The sequence below is a fragment of the Bacillus sp. V2I10 genome (assembly GCF_030817055.1).
Classification (GTDB): domain Bacteria; phylum Bacillota; class Bacilli; order Bacillales; family Bacillaceae; genus Bacillus_P.
This window is the reverse complement of record NZ_JAUSYV010000001.1, coordinates 2,520,302-2,538,232: the sequence shown is the minus strand read 5'-3', so window position 1 is coordinate 2,538,232 and position 17,931 is coordinate 2,520,302. Positions and strand designations below refer to the sequence as shown.

The following is a 17,931-nucleotide window of genomic DNA, read 5'->3' as shown; positions in this document are numbered from 1 at the left end:
CTAATGAATACCCAATATAATCAAGAGCGTCACTTTATTTCTCCTAAAAAATGCATGGTACCTAATTATATCATTTGTGAAGAAGTAAGTATTTCCCCGTTTGAAATTAGAAAAATTCCATATGTTTTTTCTCCTGTCGATAGTAAGTTAATCTGTCTTCCAGTGTACCCGTATGAAACTCAAACTTATGACCGTCCGGGTCTGTAAAATAAATCGATTTTTTATCTTTCTCATCTCTTGAACGTCCAGAAAGAATGTTTACATTTAACTTTTCCAACCGATCACACATTTTATCAAAATCCGCTTCATCTATTGAAAAAGCTATATGTGTATATGATTGATTATGTTCACTGCGGGAAATATTTTTTTCCTCATTGAGAGCGAGCCACATGCCATTTAAATCAAAATAGGCAGTGCTTCTTCCTTTTACTAATAACTTTGCATCAAATACATGCTGGTAAAATTCGATTGAGTGCTCCAAATTAGTAACGGAAAATAAAAAATGATTCAAACCTTTAATAGTCATGCCTTCACCTCATTTTATGTTTATTAATATACATCCGATGCGTCATTTAGCGTTTCTATTTGATCCTGTTTCACTAGTGTGTAATGGATTCTGCCATCTCTTCTTCATGCACGAACCCTGCATAAAACGATTTATTCTTCATTAAATTCAGAAGTCCTTCCCCAGCACTTTTTTATTCGCGAACAAGTACAATCCTTTTATAAAAAAGATAAAAACAAAGAAGCCGGATTTTCTCATAAATGAAAATCCGGCTCCAATGCTGTGACCTGAATTTATACTAGGTATTCATATCTTTTCTCGAGGTGATTTTGGACAATTGTCAAAAGAGAACAAATTCCCCAATAAATGAGGGCAACGAGAATATACATTGTCATGTAATCAAGCTCCCTGCCTCCGACAATTTTAGCCTGCTGAAAAAGCTCCGGCACAGTTATCATCGCGGCCAGTGAGGATGCTTTCGTCAAGTCAAGCAGCACGTTAGAAAGAGGAGGCAGCGCAATTCTGAAAGCCTGCGGCAAAATAATTCCTCTCATCGTCTGCCAGTAGGAAAGACCAAGCGACTTGGAAGCCTCCCACTGTCCTCGGTCAACAGAGGCTAAAGCTGAACGGTTAATTTCCGCCATATAGGCAGCACTGTTTAAGCTGAAGCCGATTAAAGCAGCCGTTATGGCTGTGAACTCGATGCCGATAATCGGAAAACCAAAATATAAAATAAACAGAATAACCAGTATCGGAACCCCTCGCATAAACGAAATATAGATTCTAGCCGGCCACGTGAAAAACGAATACTTAGAAGTACGCCCCAGTGCGAGAAAAAAACCGAGCACCAAACCGATTGCCATGCTGACTAAGGAAATGAGCAGGGTATTCCAGATCCCTTGTATCACATATGGAAAAGATTCTATAGCAAGTTTATAATTAAAGATGTATTCCCACTGAATATCTCCCATCGCACTCACCTTCTTCAGTTACCAGTTACTCAAAATCAACATTCGGTTTTTTTGAAACATCAGCACCATCAAAGAATTTCTTCGAGATTTCGGAAATGGTTCCATCTTCATGCATTTCTTTTAATGCTGCATCAATATTCTTTTTCAATTCAGCGCTGCCCTTTTTCATAATGATGCCCTGGCTGTTAGGGTTGAACTTGATGTCAGGATGAATGGCAATATTTAAGTCAGGAAACGCTGCAACCGCAAGGCGCTGCAGGTAATAATCATTTAAAATAACGTCGGTTCGTCCAGTTGATACATCTCTTAAGTATTGATCATTTGTTGCATTGTCATAAATGACTTCCTCCGCACCGTATTCACGGGCAACAGCCATGTATGTAGTCGTTGCTTCTCCCGCTGCTTTCTTCCCTTTTAAATCCTCCAATGATTTTATTCCAGAAAGATCATCTTTCCGGACCATCGCTGTACCGTATGAGAATTTATATGGATTGGCGAATTCGAATTTTTCTTTTCGTTCATTATTAATCATAATATCGTTTGCAGCGATATCCACTTTTCCGCTTTGGATGGATGTCAGCATTCCGTCAAATGCCATCTCAGAAAATTCTGCTTCCATATCCATGCGCTTCGCCATTTCACGAACTACCTCTACTTCATATCCAGTCAGCTCATTTGTTTCAGAATCGTGGTAAGACGTTGGATAAAGCGTGCCAGAAGTAGCAACTGTCAGCTTGCCTTCTTCTTTTATTGTATCCCATGCCGTTTTTTCTTCTTTTTTCTCTGTAGAACTGCTGCATCCGGCAATCACTAATGCAAATGCCATCATAATCATCACGGCATTCAGCTTATTTGAAGTAAATAATCTTGTCATACGAATCCACCTTTTTTCTATAATCCTATAAAAGATAGCATTACATCAGGGATTTCGCAATTTTTTTGTTCAAAAAAAGCTTACAGAAGCTGTAAGCTTAAGACCACTTTATCTTTTAATAGATCTTTCAAGTGCATAAAGATCTTCTTCCATCGTCTGCATTCTTTGTTCAACTAAATTTTTGGCGTCTTTAATCGCCTGATTATAAAAGTGAGGTCCGATGGATTCTTTAATGAACTCCAATAGATTTTCAGCTGCAAGCTCGCCAATTTCATCTCCATTTTCCTGGTAGTAATAGCGCTGAATATCTTCAATCATCATCATTTTTTCTTCTTTGGTAAATTTAATAAACATTTTCATCAGCCTTTCTTTCTTGTTTTCTTCCCTTTTTTGATAATAACAAGAAAGAAAAAAGAAAGGCAGACTGGTAGTTTAAAAAATTCTGTGTACAAAGTGAGAAGAATCGTCTAATTATCTTCCTTAACAATTTCCTCTATAATAGATTCTCCCTCTGTCTGATCCCGGTCAAACCACTGCCATTTTTCATGAAGTCTGATTCTGCCGTCAGATAATATCTCTGGCTTGGAAAAGCAGTGCCCTCCCCTGATTTCATTATTTACATTGACGTGATTATACTTAAATTCCAATGTGCCATCTTCTTTGACAAGCCCAATTAATGTCCCTTTGACAATCTCTCCGCCTTCATAAGCTGCTGAGAGTATTTGGCCATCTTGCTTATACGTGAAAACAGTTTTAGAGGAGACCTCTCCATTTGCAGTATTTTCTACAGACAAAAAGCGGCGATTATGGTAATTAATCATTTGGATTCTCCTTTATTAAAATTTATGCCATCTTATCATATTTAATAAATGTATCCAATTATTTATTTCAATTTTATAAAAATTACGTATAATAAACAGTACCGCATGTACAATATATTGCACACATGCTGTCTAAGGGAGGATTATTTATGAGAGAAATCTTGATCGGTATTATTGCTTCCATGTTTTTTGCAGTCACTTTTATCTTAAACCGGTCAATGGAACTTTCAGGGGGAAGCTGGTTATGGAGCTCATCTCTCAGATTCTTTTTTATGGTTCCATTTTTACTGATAATCGTGATTTTCCGCAAAAACATGAAACAGCTTCTTGCAGAAATGAAAGCAAGTCCGTTTCAATGGCTTATTTGGAGCTTTTCAGGATTTGTCTTGTTCTACGGACCGATTACATACGCTGCTGCATATGGTCCGGGCTGGCTTGTTGCTGGCACCTGGCAGCTGACGATCGTAGCCGGAATCCTATTGACACCCTTTTTCTATGAGAATAGTCATTCTTTTAAAACGCGAAAGAGGATTCCGATTCAGGCTCTCTGTTTTTCGATGATTATTTTAGCAGGTGTCGTTTTGATTCAAGTAAGAAATGGGACGGATATCAGTTTTAATCAGCTGCTTGCAGGGATCCTCCCAGTCGTCATCGCGGCTTTTGCTTACCCTTTAGGGAACCGCAAAATGATGGAAGTCTGCGGAGGCAGACTCGATACATTTCAGCGTGTGCTAGGTATGACGCTTGCAAGCCTCCCTTTTTGGTTTATTCTTGCAGTTTATGGGTTAATTAAAGTTGGTCCACCATCTGCTGAACAAACCACCCAGTCGTTTATCGTTGCCGTTTCCTCGGGTGTCATTGCTACAACATTATTTTTTATTGCGACAGATCGCGTAAGAAATGATGAGGAAAAATTAGCTTCAGTTGAAGCCACACAATCCACTCAAGTCCTGTTTGTTCTTTTTGGTGAAGTGCTTCTGCTCCAAGCCCCGCTGCCGGACGGATTGACGCTGATTGGTATTTTCCTTATCATGCTTGGCATGCTTCTGCACAGCTTTTTTTCCGCTCCCCAACGGATAAAAATAAAAGGGCAGCACCCATAAAACTAAAAGGTTCCGTTTTGAGGAGTTGTTCTCAATTTGAAAACCTAATTGATGCTCAGACTGACTTAAGCAATGGCAAAAAACACAAAAAACTCGCCGTAAAATTGGCGAGTTTTTTCTTAACCCAAGTTTCACAGGAGACTTGGGACCTTACTCAACTAAAGCGCACCTCTTAGTTTATCAGTATTCTCTCTTGTTTCCCTTTTTTACGAAGTCCCAATCGACCTCTATATTTTTTCTAACCTTTTGAAGAAGATTATAAATGATATCTATTTCTTCATCGGAAAATCCAGATAATGCAACCATATTAGAGTATTCTCCTTCTCTCTTTAAAAAGGGATATACTTTTTCACCTTTCCCAGTTGGAAAAAGTTTTTTTATTTTTTTGTTGTTATCATCATCTTTCTTTTCAATAAAACCTTGCATCGCAAGTTTTTTTATTGCACGGGCTGCTGTTGTTCGGTCTACCTTTATCATTTCTTGCTAACTTTTCTTGAATAATTCCTGGATTTTCACAGATTCGAATAAGATACAAATACTGCCCTTTTGTAAGATCATATTCTTTAAATTCTATATTACTTATAGAGTCTAATGCCCTTGCTATCATTCCAATTTCACGAAGAATTTCCTTCATTCAAAAAACCCCCAACTTTTTTGTTGCATTTACAACAATATAAATTTCCTATATACTGTTCAAAGATATTTAAATTAATTATGACTTGTCTGATTAAATAAATCCAGAAAGGGCTGAAGATAAGTGGAATCTAAAAGAATAACTGTGGAAGATGATTTAATAAAAGCATTTCATATCAGAAAAGAAGTATTTGTTAGGGAACAAGGCGTATCAATTGAAGATGAATTTGACGAATTTGACACACTTAATGGCCTATGTGAACACATTTTAGTCTATTACAATCAACAACCAGCCGGAACGGGAAGATTAAGAGTTGTTGATGGCTTAGGTAAATTGGAGAGAATCTGTATCATGGAGCCTTACCGCAAATTTGGACTTGGAAAAGGAATTATTAAAGCGTTAGAAGAAATAGCTGAAGAAAAAGGAGTATACAGGGTTAAATTACACGGTCAAACTCAAGCTGAAGGTTTTTACAAAAAACTTGGCTATCAGACTTCATCAAGTATATTTATGGAAGATGGAATTCCACACATTTTAATGACTAAAGAATTATCTATTAAATAATTATGAAAAGGTTAAGTAGAACGAAATATATTTTTTATGGATTAGGAATCTTGATCTTAACGCTTGGTATTTCACTGACTATACAATCAGACCTTGGGACATCACCTTTTGATGCACTTTTGGTAGGACTATCTATAAAAGTTGGTCTTACTGTAGGCAGTTGGGAAATCATAATAGCCTTCATACTAATATTTTGTAATTCCTTTTTAAAAAGACAAAGACCTGAGTTTTTAGGTTTGCTAACAGCCTTTATTACTGGTGTTGGGATTGATATATGGCTTTTTTTATTGCATCAATTGATAACACCAGAACTATGGTTCAGTAAACTTGTTTGTTTTGGGATAGGCATAATCGTCATAGGGGCAGGAACTGCCATCTATTTACACACACATTTTGCTCCAATTCCTGTTGACCGTTTAATGTTAATAATTCGAGAATTGACTAAAATGAATATACTGTTTTCAAGAACATTAATTTATCTTTTATTCTTGACAATGGCAATCATATTCAATGGACCAATCGGCATTGGGACTCTATTAACTGTATGTTTGGGAGGTCCGATTCTTAATTACTTTATGTCATATATTGATATACTACTTGAAAAAACTCAACCTGATAAACACTAGTATATCAATTAAAAGTGATACCGATAAAAACCATTCTATGTAGAATGGTTTTTGATTTCCTTCTTCTGCCCTGCCCCGTTAATTAGTGCAATAAGAAAAAGCTGCCGAAAAATTCAGGAAAGACGAAGATACACTGCGCGATTTCAGCTGCTCCATATAATAAACCGGTTAAGAACAGGAGTCTTAACCGGTTTAAATTTTATTTTATTTAAAATTGATTCGATTTAAGATTTTTGCTTTTTGATAATGAAAAAATGAATTAGATAATTCAAAGATGGTTCCGTTAGTTAAGAATACTGTATTTTCAATGATCAATGCTGGATCAAGCGGATTAACATGGAGCAATCTCGCACTTGCTTCATCGATTTTTTCGCAGTTGATTATTTTGTCAGCAAAACCAATGTTTAATTTTAAGTCCTCTATAAGGTACCTATAAATAGAACGCGATGCAATATCTTCATTTAAATATGGCACAATATCTTTTTTAAAGTAACTTATTTCAATTGAGAAGGGTTCTTTATCTACAATTCGGAGCCGCTTAATATAATAAAGTTTTGTTCCCGCTTCACAACGCATTTGTTTTGCTTTTACTTCATCAGCTTCTAGCACATGTAAATCCAAAATCTTCGTCTCAATTTTTTTTGAAGTCAAATCTTTTGTTAATCCTCTAAGACTGCCTAAGTTTATATAATCGGTTACAGATTTTTCCCGTAAAAACATTCCACTGCCTTGCACCTGATAGATATAACCTCGATTGACCAGCTGATTAATTGCTTTTCGGATCGTATTTCGGCTCACTTCAAAATTTTTTATCAGTTCTTCTTCTGTCGGCAGCTTTTTCGTATTATCAAATTTCCCATCCCTAATTTCAAGTTCTAAACAATCAGCTATTTCTTTATATTTTACAGCCATATAATCTCCCTATCATTCGTTCAATCATTTATTCTTTATTATACACAAAACCTCTTGATTAAAATCAAGAGGTTTTCCTTCTACTTACAGCTCTTCTCCTCTCGTCTCAATAATATGCTTATACCAATGAAACGACAGCTTTTTCTTTCGGTTTAAATGATCATGATGATCCACGTAAATAAATCCGTATTGCTTTTTATAGCCGTTTAACCAGCTTAATAGATCAATGACAGACCATGCGTAATACCCTTTTAAATGTATGCCTTCTTTGATTGCACACTTAATCACTTTTAAATGTTCCTCAATATATTTAATACGGGGAACATCCACTATTTCACCATCAATAATCGGATCCTCATCACCAAGCCCGTTTTCTGTTACATACATTTTAATATCACCATAACGATCTTTTAACATATGCAGCCCGTCTAAAAATCCTTGAGGCGAGATTTCCCATCCCCATTTTGTATATGTTTTATCCTCCATTTTTACGGTCCGATAAAAACCATCAAAAGACGGGTTGCCTGGAGCTAGAGTGGATGTTTCTCTTGAATGTTCCTTGGATGAATCTGCCTCGTGATTTTTTTCTACTCGAATGGGCTGGTAATAATTAAGTCCTATAAAATCATTTTTTCCCGCATTTCTTTTTATCGTATCCAGTTCTTCTTCTGTCCAGCTTGGCGTCCAGCCTTTCTCCTTTAATTGATCAACCACATAAGACGGATATTCACCTTTTAAAATTGGGTCATAATACCAAAAAGTTTCATATTCATTGGCATGCCTGGCAGCTAATACATTCTCATGTTTATCATCTATACTGTAAGCTGGCAAGAAAACATGGGTAATACCAATCTCGCCGTAAGACTTTAGTTCCTTATAGACTTCTGCGGTTTTTGCATGTGCATAAAACACGTAATGTGTCGCTTGAAAGTACTTCTTCTCATCGTTTTGGATACCAGGCGGATGCGCTCCTTTTAAATAGCCTAATCCACAAAACATAACTGTTTCATTGAATGTAATCCAATGTTTGACGCGGTCACCGAATGACCGAAAACAAATATCTGCATACTTGACAAAGGCTTCAGCTGTTCGCTTATTTGTCCATCCTCCGTCTTCTTCAAGGGTCAGAGGCAAATCCCAATGATACAGCGTAACGAAAGGAACAATACCATATTTTAAACATTTATTAATCACATTATTATAAAATTCCAAGCCCTTTTTATTGACTTCTCCGTCTCCTGTCGGCAAAATACGGGCCCATGAAATGGAAAACCGGTACGATTCAAGGCCCATCTCTGCCATTAACTTAATATCTTCTTTGTAGCGATGATAATGGTCTATGGCTACATCTCCGTTTGTACCTTTATACGTGTTTCCCGGAATCTTTGAAAAGACATCCCAGTTCGTCTTTCCTTTACCATCTTCATTCCAGGCGCCTTCTATTTGATAAGAAGCAGAAGCTGCTCCGAATAAAAAATCATATGGAAACTTCATTTAAAACCCTCCGTTTTTAAATCAATTCATTAAATTCATTACTATATTTTATATTTATAGGTACAAATATTAATGTGATTATATACTTTCTTTCAATATTTGACTACATAAATTTCGTAATACATTAAAAAATAAGTGTAAAAGATAGTAACAGCGGTATTGAAATAATGAAATCCAAGTGCCATTAATACACAAAAAAAGGACGTTAATCCTTCTTAATTAACGCCCCCTCTTTTAGTTGAAGATGAAAGTAACCTTACTTACCTTTTTGAATTTGAAATAGTAGTAATAATAAAGACATTAGAGTTTTTAACTGAAAGGGAAATTCAGCATATACGGGAGCCTGTACAACTCCTTTGGAGAAGGCGTCCTTTGAATTCATTTTCTCGACTTGGAGAAATTGTTTCCCTAGAGAAAAATAACATTAATTGGTCAATCGTTCTCCAATTGTAAAGGAGAAAGGAGAATTGGTGTTTCCCCTTCTTGGATCTTGATTTCCTCCTTTCATTCCTATAAATCAGTAACTTAATTACCAAATGAATAATCCAACTACCATAGCACTTAACAAGGATACAGCCATTCCGCTAAGCAGCATCTTCCAGACATTCCTTCCGATAATGTGCGATTTTTCTTCATCAAGGATAGAATTAAACGTTCCATAAATCATACCTACTGTACTGAAGTTGGCAAATGAGGTGAGGAACGTCACTGCAACGGCAACAGTATGCGGAGCAAGGCCGCCAACCTTATCTTTTAAATCGAGCAAGGCAACAAACTCATTTGTAGCAAGTTTGATCCCCATTAATTGAGCAACATACATCGCATCACTCCCAGTTAATCCAAGCAAGAAAGCGAATGGACTAAAAAGAACTGAGAAGATTTTTTGAATCGTCAAACCGTTGACAAAGAAACTTAATATACCATTTAAACTGGCCGTCAATGCTACATAACCGATAACCATTGCCGTAATGACAATGACCATCTTTATCCCCACAAGCATACTGTTTGAAATAGTGGAAAAGAAATCTTTACGTTCCTCTTTAGTAGGAACATATACTACATCCTCCTCTCTGCTGACAGCGACAGGATTTAGCATGTTTGCAATCAGCAGTGCGTTTAAACAGTTTAATGGAATAGCAACAAACACATATGTTGCAGGAACCATGGATAAATAAGCCCCGATAATGGATCCGCTTATACTGCTCATGCCCATTATTCCAAATGTCAGCAATCTCTGAGTTTTTATAGCACCAAGTTGAAGACGCAAAACAGCAAGAGCTTCGGTATTTCCAAGAAACATCATCTGGATGGAAAAAAAACTCTCAAGTTTTGGCAAACCTGACACTTTTGAGATAAGCCAGCCTACTTTATCGATAATCCAGGTCAGAATACCGAAATACGATAATATGTCAAAAAACGTAATAATGAAAATAATCGGCATTAATGCACTGAAAAAGAAATCAACCTGCTCATTTGCCATTGCAGATGGGAAAACAAAAGATATCCCTTCATTTGCGCATGAAATCAGCCAGGTAAAGAAAGCTGCAATTTGATTAATGACCCATGTCCCGATTTTAGTCGATAACATGAACCAAGTAATTATGAATTCAACAACGATCAAGGCTAGAATAGCTTTCCATTTAACATTCCTTTTATTAGGTGAACAAATATAAACAATTCCAATTACAACTAGTACACCTAGTATATTTAACAAGAAATACATACTATCACCCTCCTTGATTTATCATTGCCAATATCTTTTTTTATATTATGTGAAAGATTACCGCTCTTCCATTCCATCCTGTCAGCATTGGAACAACAGGATGAAGGGACATAGACAGCGTTCCATTTAAAAATGAATGATTTATTTACAATAAGAAAAAACCTTGATGCATCAAGGTTTTTGTCCGTACAGTTGTATTATGTAATGTAAGAATTCTGTGCAGTAAAATTCGCCTATTTTAAAGAAAATAAGAACTATAAGATAATCTTATATACCCAAGATATTTTAAGTTCTATTTATCTGATTATTCCATTCTTATCTAGTCTATTTGGCCGTAATGATAAAAAAACAGTTTTATTGCTAAGCTGACGGGTATAAAAAAAGTGTAGTTAAAAATCCAAATTTATTAGGAGGAATTTTTAATGACTAATCAAAACAATGGCAAAATGAGCCGCGAAGAAGCAGGACGGATGGGCGGACAGGCTACAGCTGATTCTCACGACAAGGAATTTTACCAGGAAATCGGAAAAAAAGGCGGCGAAGCAACTGCCTCTCAGCAAAACCAATCGAATACTAACAACAGCAGTTCAGACAATAATGGTAAAATGAGCCGTGAGGAAGCAGGACGCAAAGGCGGACAAGCAAGCTCCTCTAACCAAAATCAATCGAACGCTAACAACAGCAGCTCAGACGATAACGGTAAAATGAGCCGCGAAGAAGCGGGACGCAAAGGCGGACAAGCAAGCTCTTCTAACCAAAATCAATCGAACGCTAACAACAGCAGCTCAGACGATAACGGTAAAATGAGCCGCGAAGAAGCGGGACGCAAAGGCGGACAAGCTACAGCTGATTCTCATGATAAGGAGTTTTACCAGGAGATCGGGCAAAAAGGAGGCGAAAAAAGCAGACGATAAAAAAATAGACGATAATCACACCTTCCGGTAATGGAAGGTGTTTTTTGTTAGTTGAATAGTATATGCCATACAGATAAATTGCTGAAAACCCTCTTCAAATCACAAATAACCTTTATTAAAGATATGATCAATCACACCTTCTTTTATTCATATCGAATGTACCCCATTTCCTCCACAATCTCCTGCTCCCTCTTTAACAGAACTGTTTTTAAGAATCGGTTTACTTTTTTAGTTTTCATGGTAATCTTATAACCGCAGCACTAATCCTGAACATTATGTTTACAACTTATAAACACAGTATTAAATCTTTTTAATAGCGTTTCAAACTTTTTTAAAAAATTATTGATAAAAAAATTCATGTTTTTTTTTATTAAGGGAAATATAAAACAGAATTAACTTAATGGAAGGAGTAACACAATGAATAAAAGATGGTTATCTGTACTATTTAGTGTATGTTTCTCTGCTTTAATTTTAGCTGGATGCGCTACAAATGGTGATCAAGATCCGGCACCACCAGAAGAAGAGCAAAATGATGAAGCTCCTCAAGAAGAACAAAATGGAGATGCACCTGGTTTAGATGAAGATGACGCAATGAACAAAGATGCCGAAGAAGATGCAGAGAAAGACTCAGAAGATCCAATTGAAGACCCTGAAGATATGAATGATCAAGATAGACAAGATGACTAATGAAAAAAGTCCTCCTAGGAGGACTTTTTTTCGTAGTATCAGCAGTCTGTTATTGAATGATAAAATCTTTCTCTGCTTTTACTGCACCATTAATAACAATGGATAAAGTGTGTATTCCTTTATAATGCTTTCTTGTTGTTAAATCTTTAAAAGGATGAGTTTTTGTGATGATGTTTTTTTCCCCCTGCTTCATATTGCGTGTTTTCAGCATAAATACCTTTCGATTTCGCTGTCCCCGTGATTTCACATAATCAATTGCATATTCCACCCTGACTGGAATTGTGCTTTCTGCTGAAATATGAAATGTAAATTGAATACTGTCTCCAATCTGGATAGTATCGGGATGAAGGGTCAGGTGCTCAATTTTTATTGGACTGTCATTTCCATATCCAAATAGCGCAAGTGCTTCTCTGTTTCCTTTTTTAAGTAATGAACGACAGGCATGCTTGATTATCCAATCCGTATATTTGTTCTTTCCGCTCCATTCATTCGCTATGCTTAAAACAAACTCAGAGTGTGTGTAGGAAATATCATTTAGATGATTGGCAACACTCTTGCGAACATATAAAGAATGATCATTTTTCAGGTTTTCTAAAATCGGCAATGTTTGCCGGGGGTCTTCTTTTAATGAAGGAACCGCTGCTCCCCAAGGAAGTCTTGGTCTGCTCCCCTCGCTCGCCAGTCTTCTTACATTCTCATTTGAATGGGTGGACCACTTCAGCATTTGTTCAAGCATACGCTTCCCATCTTTAATTAAAAAAGGTCGGACTGCAAATTCTGAAGTTGAGAATACTGTAAAGTAAGCTAACGCATGCATTGATTCGTCCCATTCCTGCAAACCATATTGCTCCACGTAATCGGGGAAAATGATGCCGCCAAGACCATTAAATTGCGGTGCAATTTTATATAAAATCTGGAGAGCATCCTGATAGTCCTCAGGCAGTGAATTTTTTAAACACACTGTAATCTTTCTCATCCGCTGCTTTAACGCTAAATTCTCCCAGCCTTCTTCAAAAAAACGAGTGCGGAATTGTTCGGAATCAAATAAAGTGTATTCCTGATCTATTGCATAAAGCAACGTCTCAATAAAAGCTTCATTATAAATATTTTTTAGTGCCTCAGCCATCATTTCTACCTTCTTTAATAGGAAGTATTATCTTAATTAACTATACACGAACGTATATTCGTTTACAATCCTTCTCTATTATTTCCTGTTTGCTTCCAAAATAAAAAGACAGGAAGGACCTGTCTTTCATCAATCATGAAAATTTGTACCGTCTGTTACTTCTTTTATGACTCCTGCCCGAACGGCAAAGTCTCCAAAGTGTTCTTTCTCTGTCCTCTCTTTTGCGTAGCGTGAAAGAAGGACGCGAAGTTCGCTTAAAATCTCTTCTTCCCCGATGTTTTCACGGTACATCTTGCTCAGGCGGCTGCCGTCAAAAGCTGCACCCAAATACATATTGTACTTGCCGGGCGCTTTGCCTATAAAGGCAATCTCACCCAAAGCATGGCGTGCACAGCCGTTCGGACAGCCGGTCATTCGAATGGTAATCTCTTCGTTTCGCAGCCCGTTTTCATCAACGATGGCTTCAATTTTATCGATCAGCACCGGTAAGTAACGCTCTGCCTCAGCCATTGCAAGGCCGCATGTCGGCAGGGCAACACACGCGAGTGAGCTGCGGCGCAGTGCAGAGTAATGCTTGCCGTCAGTCAGCCCGAATTGGTCAATCAGATCGTTGATTTTTTTCCTTTGATGGCTTGGGACATTAGATATAATTAAGTTTTGATTGGCAGTCAGACGGATTTCACCTTTATGGACTTTTGCAATCTCACGCAGACCTGTCATCAGCTTGTAGCCATCAAAATCTGCTACGCGTCCGCCTTCTACAAAAAGAGTAAAGTGCCACTTGCCATCCATTCCTTTTACCCAGCCATATCGGTCCCCGTTATTGTCAAAGTGATAGCTCTTTGCTTCTTCAAGATTCCATCCCAGGCGGTTTTCAAGTTCTTCTTTTACCGCATCCAGCCCTAAGCGGTCAACTGTGTACTTGAAACGGGCATTTTTGCGGACAGAACGATTTCCATAATCCCGCTGAATGGTAATGATCTTTTCAGCAACATCGACAATTTGATGAGGAGCGCAGAATCCAATTACTTTTGCAAGCTGAGGATACGTCGCTTTGTCACCGTGGGACATTCCCATTCCCCCGCCGATTGCAATATTGAACCCTGTGAGCTTACCTCCTTCAACGATCGCGATGAAGCCCAGATCCTGTGAAAAGACATCGATGTCATTTGAAGGCGGGACTGCAATACCGATTTTAAATTTACGCGGCAAGTACAGCGGCCCATACATCGGCTCAATTTCTTCCGTGTCAGGCGTTCCCGCTACTTTTTCTTCATCAAGCCAAATTTCATGATACGCTCTCGTGCGCGGAAGTAAATCATCACTCAATCTTCTTGACCATTCATACACTTCAGAATGGATATCAGATTGATAAGGGTTCGAAATGCACATCACGTTCCGGTTTACATCTCCGCAGGCGGCAATGGTATCGAGCATCGACGCATGAATTTCCTTAATGGTCTGCTTCATATTCCATTTTAAAATGCCGTGCATTTGAAAGGTCTGGCGCGTAGTCAGCTTTAACGTGCCATTTCCGTACTTTTGGGCAAGATCGTCCATGACAAGCCATTGTTCTGGCTTTGCCACCCCGCCCGCCATGCGGACGCGGAGCATAAACTGATAAGCAGGTTCAAGCTTTTGCTTTTGACGCTCATTTCGAAGATCACGGTCATCCTGCAAATAACTGCCGTGATGCTTCATGAGACGGTTGTCATCATCAGGAATTCCGCCACTGATCCGGTCCTGCATGACCTCCTTCAGTGTACCGCGCAAATAATTGCTTCTTTCCTTAATATCTTCTACATCACTTGGCGGGCCATCCGGCGCTGTTAATAGTTTGTTCACCATGCTGAAATACCCCTTTCAATCTAGATCTCAGTATACATCACGCTGATAGCGTTTTTGCTGCTGCATATCTGCAAGATACTCTTCTGCTTTTTCACGGCTCATGCCGCCTTCATTTTCAAAAATCTCAATTAAAGTGTTATGGACATCATGGGCCATGTTTTTCTCATCGCCGCAGATGTAAACAACCGCTCCCTCTTGGATCCATTTAAACAATTCTTTGCTCTGCTCAAGCATCCGGTGCTGCACATAAACTTTTTCATTCGTGTCGCGGGAAAACGCAACATCTATTCTTGTCAGCACTCCGTTTTCGAGCCATTTTTGCCATTCTGTCTGGTATAGGAAGTCTGTCACGAAATGCTGATCACCGAAGAACAGCCAAGATTTTCCTTCTGCACCTGTTTCTTCTCTTTCCTGAATGAAAGAACGGAAAGGCGCTATCCCAGTTCCAGGTCCAACCATGATGATCGGTGTATCCGGATTTTGAGGGAGCTTAAAATTTTGGTTCCGCTGTATGTAAACCGGAAGGGTATCTCCTGGCTGAAGGCGCTCTGCACATAAAATCGAGCAGACGCCGTTTCGCTCACGTCCATGTGTTTCATAGCGAACAGCCCCGATTGTCAAATGGACTTCATCAGGATTTGCTGATAAACTGCTTGCAATTGAATAAAGACGGGCCGGCATTTTTCTTAGAATCGAAACGAATTCTTCTGCTGATGCATTCCATGGTCCGAAATCGCGGACCAAATCAAGCAAATCGCGGCCTTCAAGGTATGCTTTACATTTTTCTTTCTGTTCAGACTTTGTCAGCTCCTGCAATTCCGTGCTGGACGAAAGCTTGACTGCATGTTCTAAAAGAGGTTTTGTTAAAACCGTGATTTCAAAATGGGATGTAAGTGCTGCTTTAAGCGGGAGGTCCCCTTGTTTAGTGACTGATATTTTTTCATCAGGATTCCAGTTCATCTCCTGAATAAGCAAGTCTACTAGTGCAGGATCATTTTCCGGATATACTCCCAGACTGTCACCTGGCTCAAACGAGAGACCAGATCCTTCAAGGGATAGCTCAAGGTGGTGCGTTTCTTTATTTGAGCCGCGGCCGTTTAAATTAAGATTCTCAAGCACTTCTGCACGAAACGGATTTGTTCTGGAATAGACGGATTCTGTTGCCTGTGCGGATGCTGTCTGTTCAGATGCTTCCTGACTTCTCCCCTGCACCTGTTTAAAGCTGTCAAGGACTCCCTGAAGCCATTCAGCAGCTTGATCATCATAATCAAGGTCACAGTCAGTCCGCGGGTATATCCGTGTGCCTCCAAGTTCTTCAAGTTTTTGATCAAAATCCTTTCCTGTCTGGCAGAAAAACTCATATGAGCTGTCACCAAGAGACAGAACTGAAAAGCTAAGATCATCGAGCTTTGGCGCGCGTCTTCCATGTAGGAATTCATGAAACGAGAGCGCATTATCCGGAGGTGTGCCTTCTCCATGTGTACTTGCAACGATAAGAAGGTTTTTGACCTTCTTTAATTGATTCGGCTTAAAATCATTCATCGAAGATATTGTCACCTGCAAACCCTGCTCAGCAAGTATTTTACCTGCATTCTCAGCAAGACCCTGGGCATTTCCTGTTTGTGACCCGTATAAAATGGTCACTTCTTTAGAGACGGCTGCCTCACTGCTTTGTACTGACAGCTCTGATGCATGAGTCTCCTCTTCTGTCTGAAGGATCTGAGACTGGGATGCTGTCAAATACCCTGTCAGCCAGATTTTCTGTGTTTCTGACAGCGTTGGCAGAAGCCGATTAAGGAGTTCTGCCTGCTCTTGATTGAACGGACTGTTAGTTACCTGAAGTTGCAACTTTTCCCACCTCACAAAGAAATTAAAAACGTTTAATACATCATTTTTCAGTGAAAAACCTGTTTTTTTATAGAAAGAAAGAATCATTTTGATTATCCCTATAAACTAAGTTGGTTTTTAGGGTAAAATCATACATATCGATTTACCTTTTTCTCCAATTAAAAAATACTATTTCTACTTTACCCGAAAACAGAAAATTAGTAAAATACATTTAATTTATTGTTATAATTAAGATTACTAATCATAAGGTGGGCTTCTTTTGTATTATGACGCATTAAAAACATTTGTAACCCTTGCGGAAATTAAGAACTTTACGAAAACAGCCGAAAATCTCCGCATGTCACAGCCGAGTGTAAGCTTGCATATAAAAAATCTCGAAAAAGAATTTCAGACGACATTATTTTTGCGTTCGCCAAAATTCCTGCAAATTACTCCGACAGGCGAGATTTTATATGATCGCGCAAAACGGATGATTACCCTCTATGAACAAACTAGACAGGATATCCTGGAGCATCAAAATTCAGTAAAAGGAGAACTGAAGATTGGCGCCAGTTTTACAATCGGCGAGTATATATTGCCTTCTTTACTCCTTGACCTTCAAAGTGAATACCCGGAACTTGAGCTGCAAGTTCTCATTGGAAATACAGAAGAAATCGTTCAATCTGTCCGGATGCATCAAGTAGATATAGGATTAATAGAAGGGCAGACAAATGACAAGGAACTTGCTGTACACCCATTTATGCAGGACGAACTATTTATTGTATCTTCAAGAAATCATAACCTCGCTTCAAAAGATGAGGTTACATTTGCCGATCTTCACAATCAGCCTTGGGTCACAAGAGAAGTTGGTTCTGGTACACGCGAATTTCTAAATCATGTGATTCGAACTAACGGATTAAAAGTAAAATCCCTTCTAACCATAAGCAGCAATCAGGGAATTAAAGAAACACTCATAAACGGCATGGGTCTCTCCTTTTTATCAAAAAGTGTTATAGAACGAGACGTGCAAAATAAAAATCTCTCAATCATCAAAATGAAAAACCAGACTTTTAATCGGACACTTTCTTATATCTATTCACCGGTAATAGAAGATAAAAAGATTGTCAAAACGTTTATTAATGCCCTGAACAAAAAGTGGCCAAGTGTTCAGGAGAATGGAATTAAAAAGTAACAAAGATGTTAAGTAAATGAAGAAGCGGGCCTGAGACCTCTTATGAAATCGGCAAAATGCTTCTCTTTTCGTTCATAAAACAAAAGAGAAGCATTTTTTCGATTATTTAT

The 17,931-nt window shown here is 38.3% G+C and carries 16 protein-coding genes and 3 pseudogenes; 7 read left to right on the top strand and 12 right to left on the bottom strand.

The annotated features are described in order from the left end of the window. Positions 1-106: 106 nt before the first annotated feature. The 5 genes from fosM to QFZ72_RS12660 form a co-directional block, all read right to left on the bottom strand. Complete coding sequence (gene fosM / locus QFZ72_RS12680) at positions 107-526, bottom strand: FosM family fosfomycin resistance protein (protein WP_307433788.1); 420 nt, start codon at positions 524-526, stop codon at positions 107-109. A gap of 272 nt (positions 527-798) precedes the next feature. Beyond that, positions 799-1,476 (bottom strand): amino acid ABC transporter permease, encoded by a 678-nt coding sequence (locus QFZ72_RS12675; RefSeq protein WP_307433786.1) that lies wholly within the window; start codon positions 1,474-1,476, stop codon positions 799-801. Between the two features lie 25 nt (positions 1,477-1,501). Further along, positions 1,502-2,350, bottom strand: a complete 849-nt coding sequence (locus QFZ72_RS12670; protein ID WP_307433784.1) for a transporter substrate-binding domain-containing protein — start codon at positions 2,348-2,350, stop codon at positions 1,502-1,504. A 108-nt stretch (positions 2,351-2,458) separates the two neighbouring features. After that, positions 2,459-2,704, bottom strand: coding sequence for a DUF2164 domain-containing protein (locus QFZ72_RS12665; RefSeq protein ID WP_223443456.1), 246 nt, complete (start codon positions 2,702-2,704; stop codon positions 2,459-2,461). Positions 2,705-2,817: 113 nt separating this feature from the next. Continuing rightward, positions 2,818-3,171: an avidin-fold protein gene (locus tag QFZ72_RS12660; protein WP_307433782.1), complete on the bottom strand. Its 354-nt coding sequence runs from the start codon at positions 3,169-3,171 to the stop codon at positions 2,818-2,820. A 149-nt stretch (positions 3,172-3,320) separates the two neighbouring features. Between QFZ72_RS12660 and QFZ72_RS12655 the strand changes: the two genes are divergently transcribed. Further along, complete coding sequence (locus QFZ72_RS12655) at positions 3,321-4,274, top strand: DMT family transporter (RefSeq protein ID WP_307433779.1); 954 nt, start codon at positions 3,321-3,323, stop codon at positions 4,272-4,274. Positions 4,275-4,454: 180 nt separating this feature from the next. Here QFZ72_RS12655 and QFZ72_RS12650 read toward each other — a convergent pair. Then, positions 4,455-4,908, bottom strand: a pseudogene (locus QFZ72_RS12650) (MarR family winged helix-turn-helix transcriptional regulator). Positions 4,909-5,031: 123 nt separating this feature from the next. Here QFZ72_RS12650 and QFZ72_RS12645 point away from each other — a divergent pair. Together QFZ72_RS12645 and QFZ72_RS12640 are read left to right on the top strand one after the other, a co-directional pair. Further along, positions 5,032-5,472, top strand: coding sequence for a GNAT family N-acetyltransferase (locus QFZ72_RS12645; RefSeq protein WP_307433777.1), 441 nt, complete (start codon positions 5,032-5,034; stop codon positions 5,470-5,472). Positions 5,473-5,474: 2 nt separating this feature from the next. After that, positions 5,475-6,098 carry a YczE/YyaS/YitT family protein gene (locus QFZ72_RS12640; protein ID WP_307433775.1) on the top strand — a complete coding sequence of 208 codons (624 nt, stop codon included), beginning with the start codon at positions 5,475-5,477 and terminating at the stop codon, positions 6,096-6,098. Between the two features lie 204 nt (positions 6,099-6,302). Here QFZ72_RS12640 and QFZ72_RS12635 read toward each other — a convergent pair whose 3' ends face one another. The 3 genes from QFZ72_RS12635 to QFZ72_RS12625 form a co-directional block, all read right to left on the bottom strand. After that, positions 6,303-7,010 carry a GntR family transcriptional regulator gene (locus QFZ72_RS12635; RefSeq protein ID WP_307433773.1) on the bottom strand — a complete coding sequence of 236 codons (708 nt, stop codon included), beginning with the start codon at positions 7,008-7,010 and terminating at the stop codon, positions 6,303-6,305. Positions 7,011-7,094: 84 nt separating this feature from the next. Beyond that, on the bottom strand, positions 7,095-8,504 hold the full coding sequence (locus QFZ72_RS12630) for a GH1 family beta-glucosidase (protein WP_307433771.1): 1,410 nt from the start codon (positions 8,502-8,504) through the stop codon (positions 7,095-7,097). A gap of 529 nt (positions 8,505-9,033) precedes the next feature. After that, positions 9,034-10,227 carry a nucleoside transporter C-terminal domain-containing protein gene (locus QFZ72_RS12625; protein WP_307433769.1) on the bottom strand — a complete coding sequence of 398 codons (1,194 nt, stop codon included), beginning with the start codon at positions 10,225-10,227 and terminating at the stop codon, positions 9,034-9,036. 422 nt (positions 10,228-10,649) lie between these two features. On the opposite strand from QFZ72_RS12625, the pseudogene QFZ72_RS29775 reads away from it, so the two are divergent. The 3 genes and pseudogenes from QFZ72_RS29775 to QFZ72_RS12615 form a co-directional block, all read left to right on the top strand. Continuing rightward, positions 10,650-10,772 (top strand): annotated as a pseudogene (locus QFZ72_RS29775) (KGG domain-containing protein); the annotation flags it as partial. 258 nt (positions 10,773-11,030) lie between these two features. Further along, a pseudogene (locus QFZ72_RS29770) lies at positions 11,031-11,138 on the top strand (KGG domain-containing protein); the annotation flags it as partial. A gap of 420 nt (positions 11,139-11,558) precedes the next feature. After that, complete coding sequence (locus QFZ72_RS12615; RefSeq protein WP_307433765.1) at positions 11,559-11,828, top strand: hypothetical protein; 270 nt, start codon at positions 11,559-11,561, stop codon at positions 11,826-11,828. Between the two features lie 49 nt (positions 11,829-11,877). On the opposite strand, the gene QFZ72_RS12610 is transcribed toward QFZ72_RS12615, so the two are convergent. From QFZ72_RS12610 to QFZ72_RS12600, 3 genes are all read right to left on the bottom strand, one after another. Beyond that, on the bottom strand, positions 11,878-12,954 hold the full coding sequence (locus tag QFZ72_RS12610) for a DNA alkylation repair protein (RefSeq protein ID WP_307433764.1): 1,077 nt from the start codon (positions 12,952-12,954) through the stop codon (positions 11,878-11,880). A gap of 129 nt (positions 12,955-13,083) precedes the next feature. Then, positions 13,084-14,802 (bottom strand): assimilatory sulfite reductase (NADPH) hemoprotein subunit, encoded by a 1,719-nt coding sequence (cysI, locus tag QFZ72_RS12605; protein ID WP_307433763.1) that lies wholly within the window; start codon positions 14,800-14,802, stop codon positions 13,084-13,086. 27 nt (positions 14,803-14,829) lie between these two features. Continuing rightward, positions 14,830-16,650 (bottom strand): assimilatory sulfite reductase (NADPH) flavoprotein subunit, encoded by a 1,821-nt coding sequence (locus QFZ72_RS12600; RefSeq protein WP_307433761.1) that lies wholly within the window; start codon positions 16,648-16,650, stop codon positions 14,830-14,832. 259 nt (positions 16,651-16,909) lie between these two features. On the opposite strand from QFZ72_RS12600, the gene QFZ72_RS12595 reads away from it, so the two are divergent. Continuing rightward, positions 16,910-17,821, top strand: a complete 912-nt coding sequence (locus QFZ72_RS12595) for a LysR family transcriptional regulator (RefSeq protein WP_307433759.1) — start codon at positions 16,910-16,912, stop codon at positions 17,819-17,821. The last annotated feature ends 110 nt before the right edge of the window (positions 17,822-17,931 follow it).

Excerpts from the sequence above, each read along its gene's own strand:
- fosM (WP_307433788.1), bottom strand. The coding sequence starts at position 526 with ATGACTATTAAAGGTTTGAATCATTTTTTATTTTCCGTTACTAATTTG.
- QFZ72_RS12675 (WP_307433786.1), bottom strand. The coding sequence starts at position 1,476 with ATGGGAGATATTCAGTGGGAATACATCTTTAATTATAAACTTGCTATA.
- QFZ72_RS12670 (WP_307433784.1), bottom strand. The coding sequence starts at position 2,350 with ATGACAAGATTATTTACTTCAAATAAGCTGAATGCCGTGATGATTATG.
- QFZ72_RS12665 (WP_223443456.1), bottom strand. The coding sequence starts at position 2,704 with ATGTTTATTAAATTTACCAAAGAAGAAAAAATGATGATGATTGAAGAT.
- QFZ72_RS12660 (WP_307433782.1), bottom strand. The coding sequence starts at position 3,171 with ATGATTAATTACCATAATCGCCGCTTTTTGTCTGTAGAAAATACTGCA.
- QFZ72_RS12655 (WP_307433779.1), top strand. The coding sequence starts at position 3,321 with ATGAGAGAAATCTTGATCGGTATTATTGCTTCCATGTTTTTTGCAGTC.
- QFZ72_RS12640 (WP_307433775.1), top strand. The coding sequence starts at position 5,475 with ATGAAAAGGTTAAGTAGAACGAAATATATTTTTTATGGATTAGGAATC.
- QFZ72_RS12635 (WP_307433773.1), bottom strand. The coding sequence starts at position 7,010 with ATGGCTGTAAAATATAAAGAAATAGCTGATTGTTTAGAACTTGAAATT.
- QFZ72_RS12630 (WP_307433771.1), bottom strand. The coding sequence starts at position 8,504 with ATGAAGTTTCCATATGATTTTTTATTCGGAGCAGCTTCTGCTTCTTAT.
- QFZ72_RS12625 (WP_307433769.1), bottom strand. The coding sequence starts at position 10,227 with ATGTATTTCTTGTTAAATATACTAGGTGTACTAGTTGTAATTGGAATT.
- QFZ72_RS12615 (WP_307433765.1), top strand. The coding sequence starts at position 11,559 with ATGAATAAAAGATGGTTATCTGTACTATTTAGTGTATGTTTCTCTGCT.
- QFZ72_RS12610 (WP_307433764.1), bottom strand. The coding sequence starts at position 12,954 with ATGGCTGAGGCACTAAAAAATATTTATAATGAAGCTTTTATTGAGACG.
- cysI (WP_307433763.1), bottom strand. The coding sequence starts at position 14,802 with ATGGTGAACAAACTATTAACAGCGCCGGATGGCCCGCCAAGTGATGTA.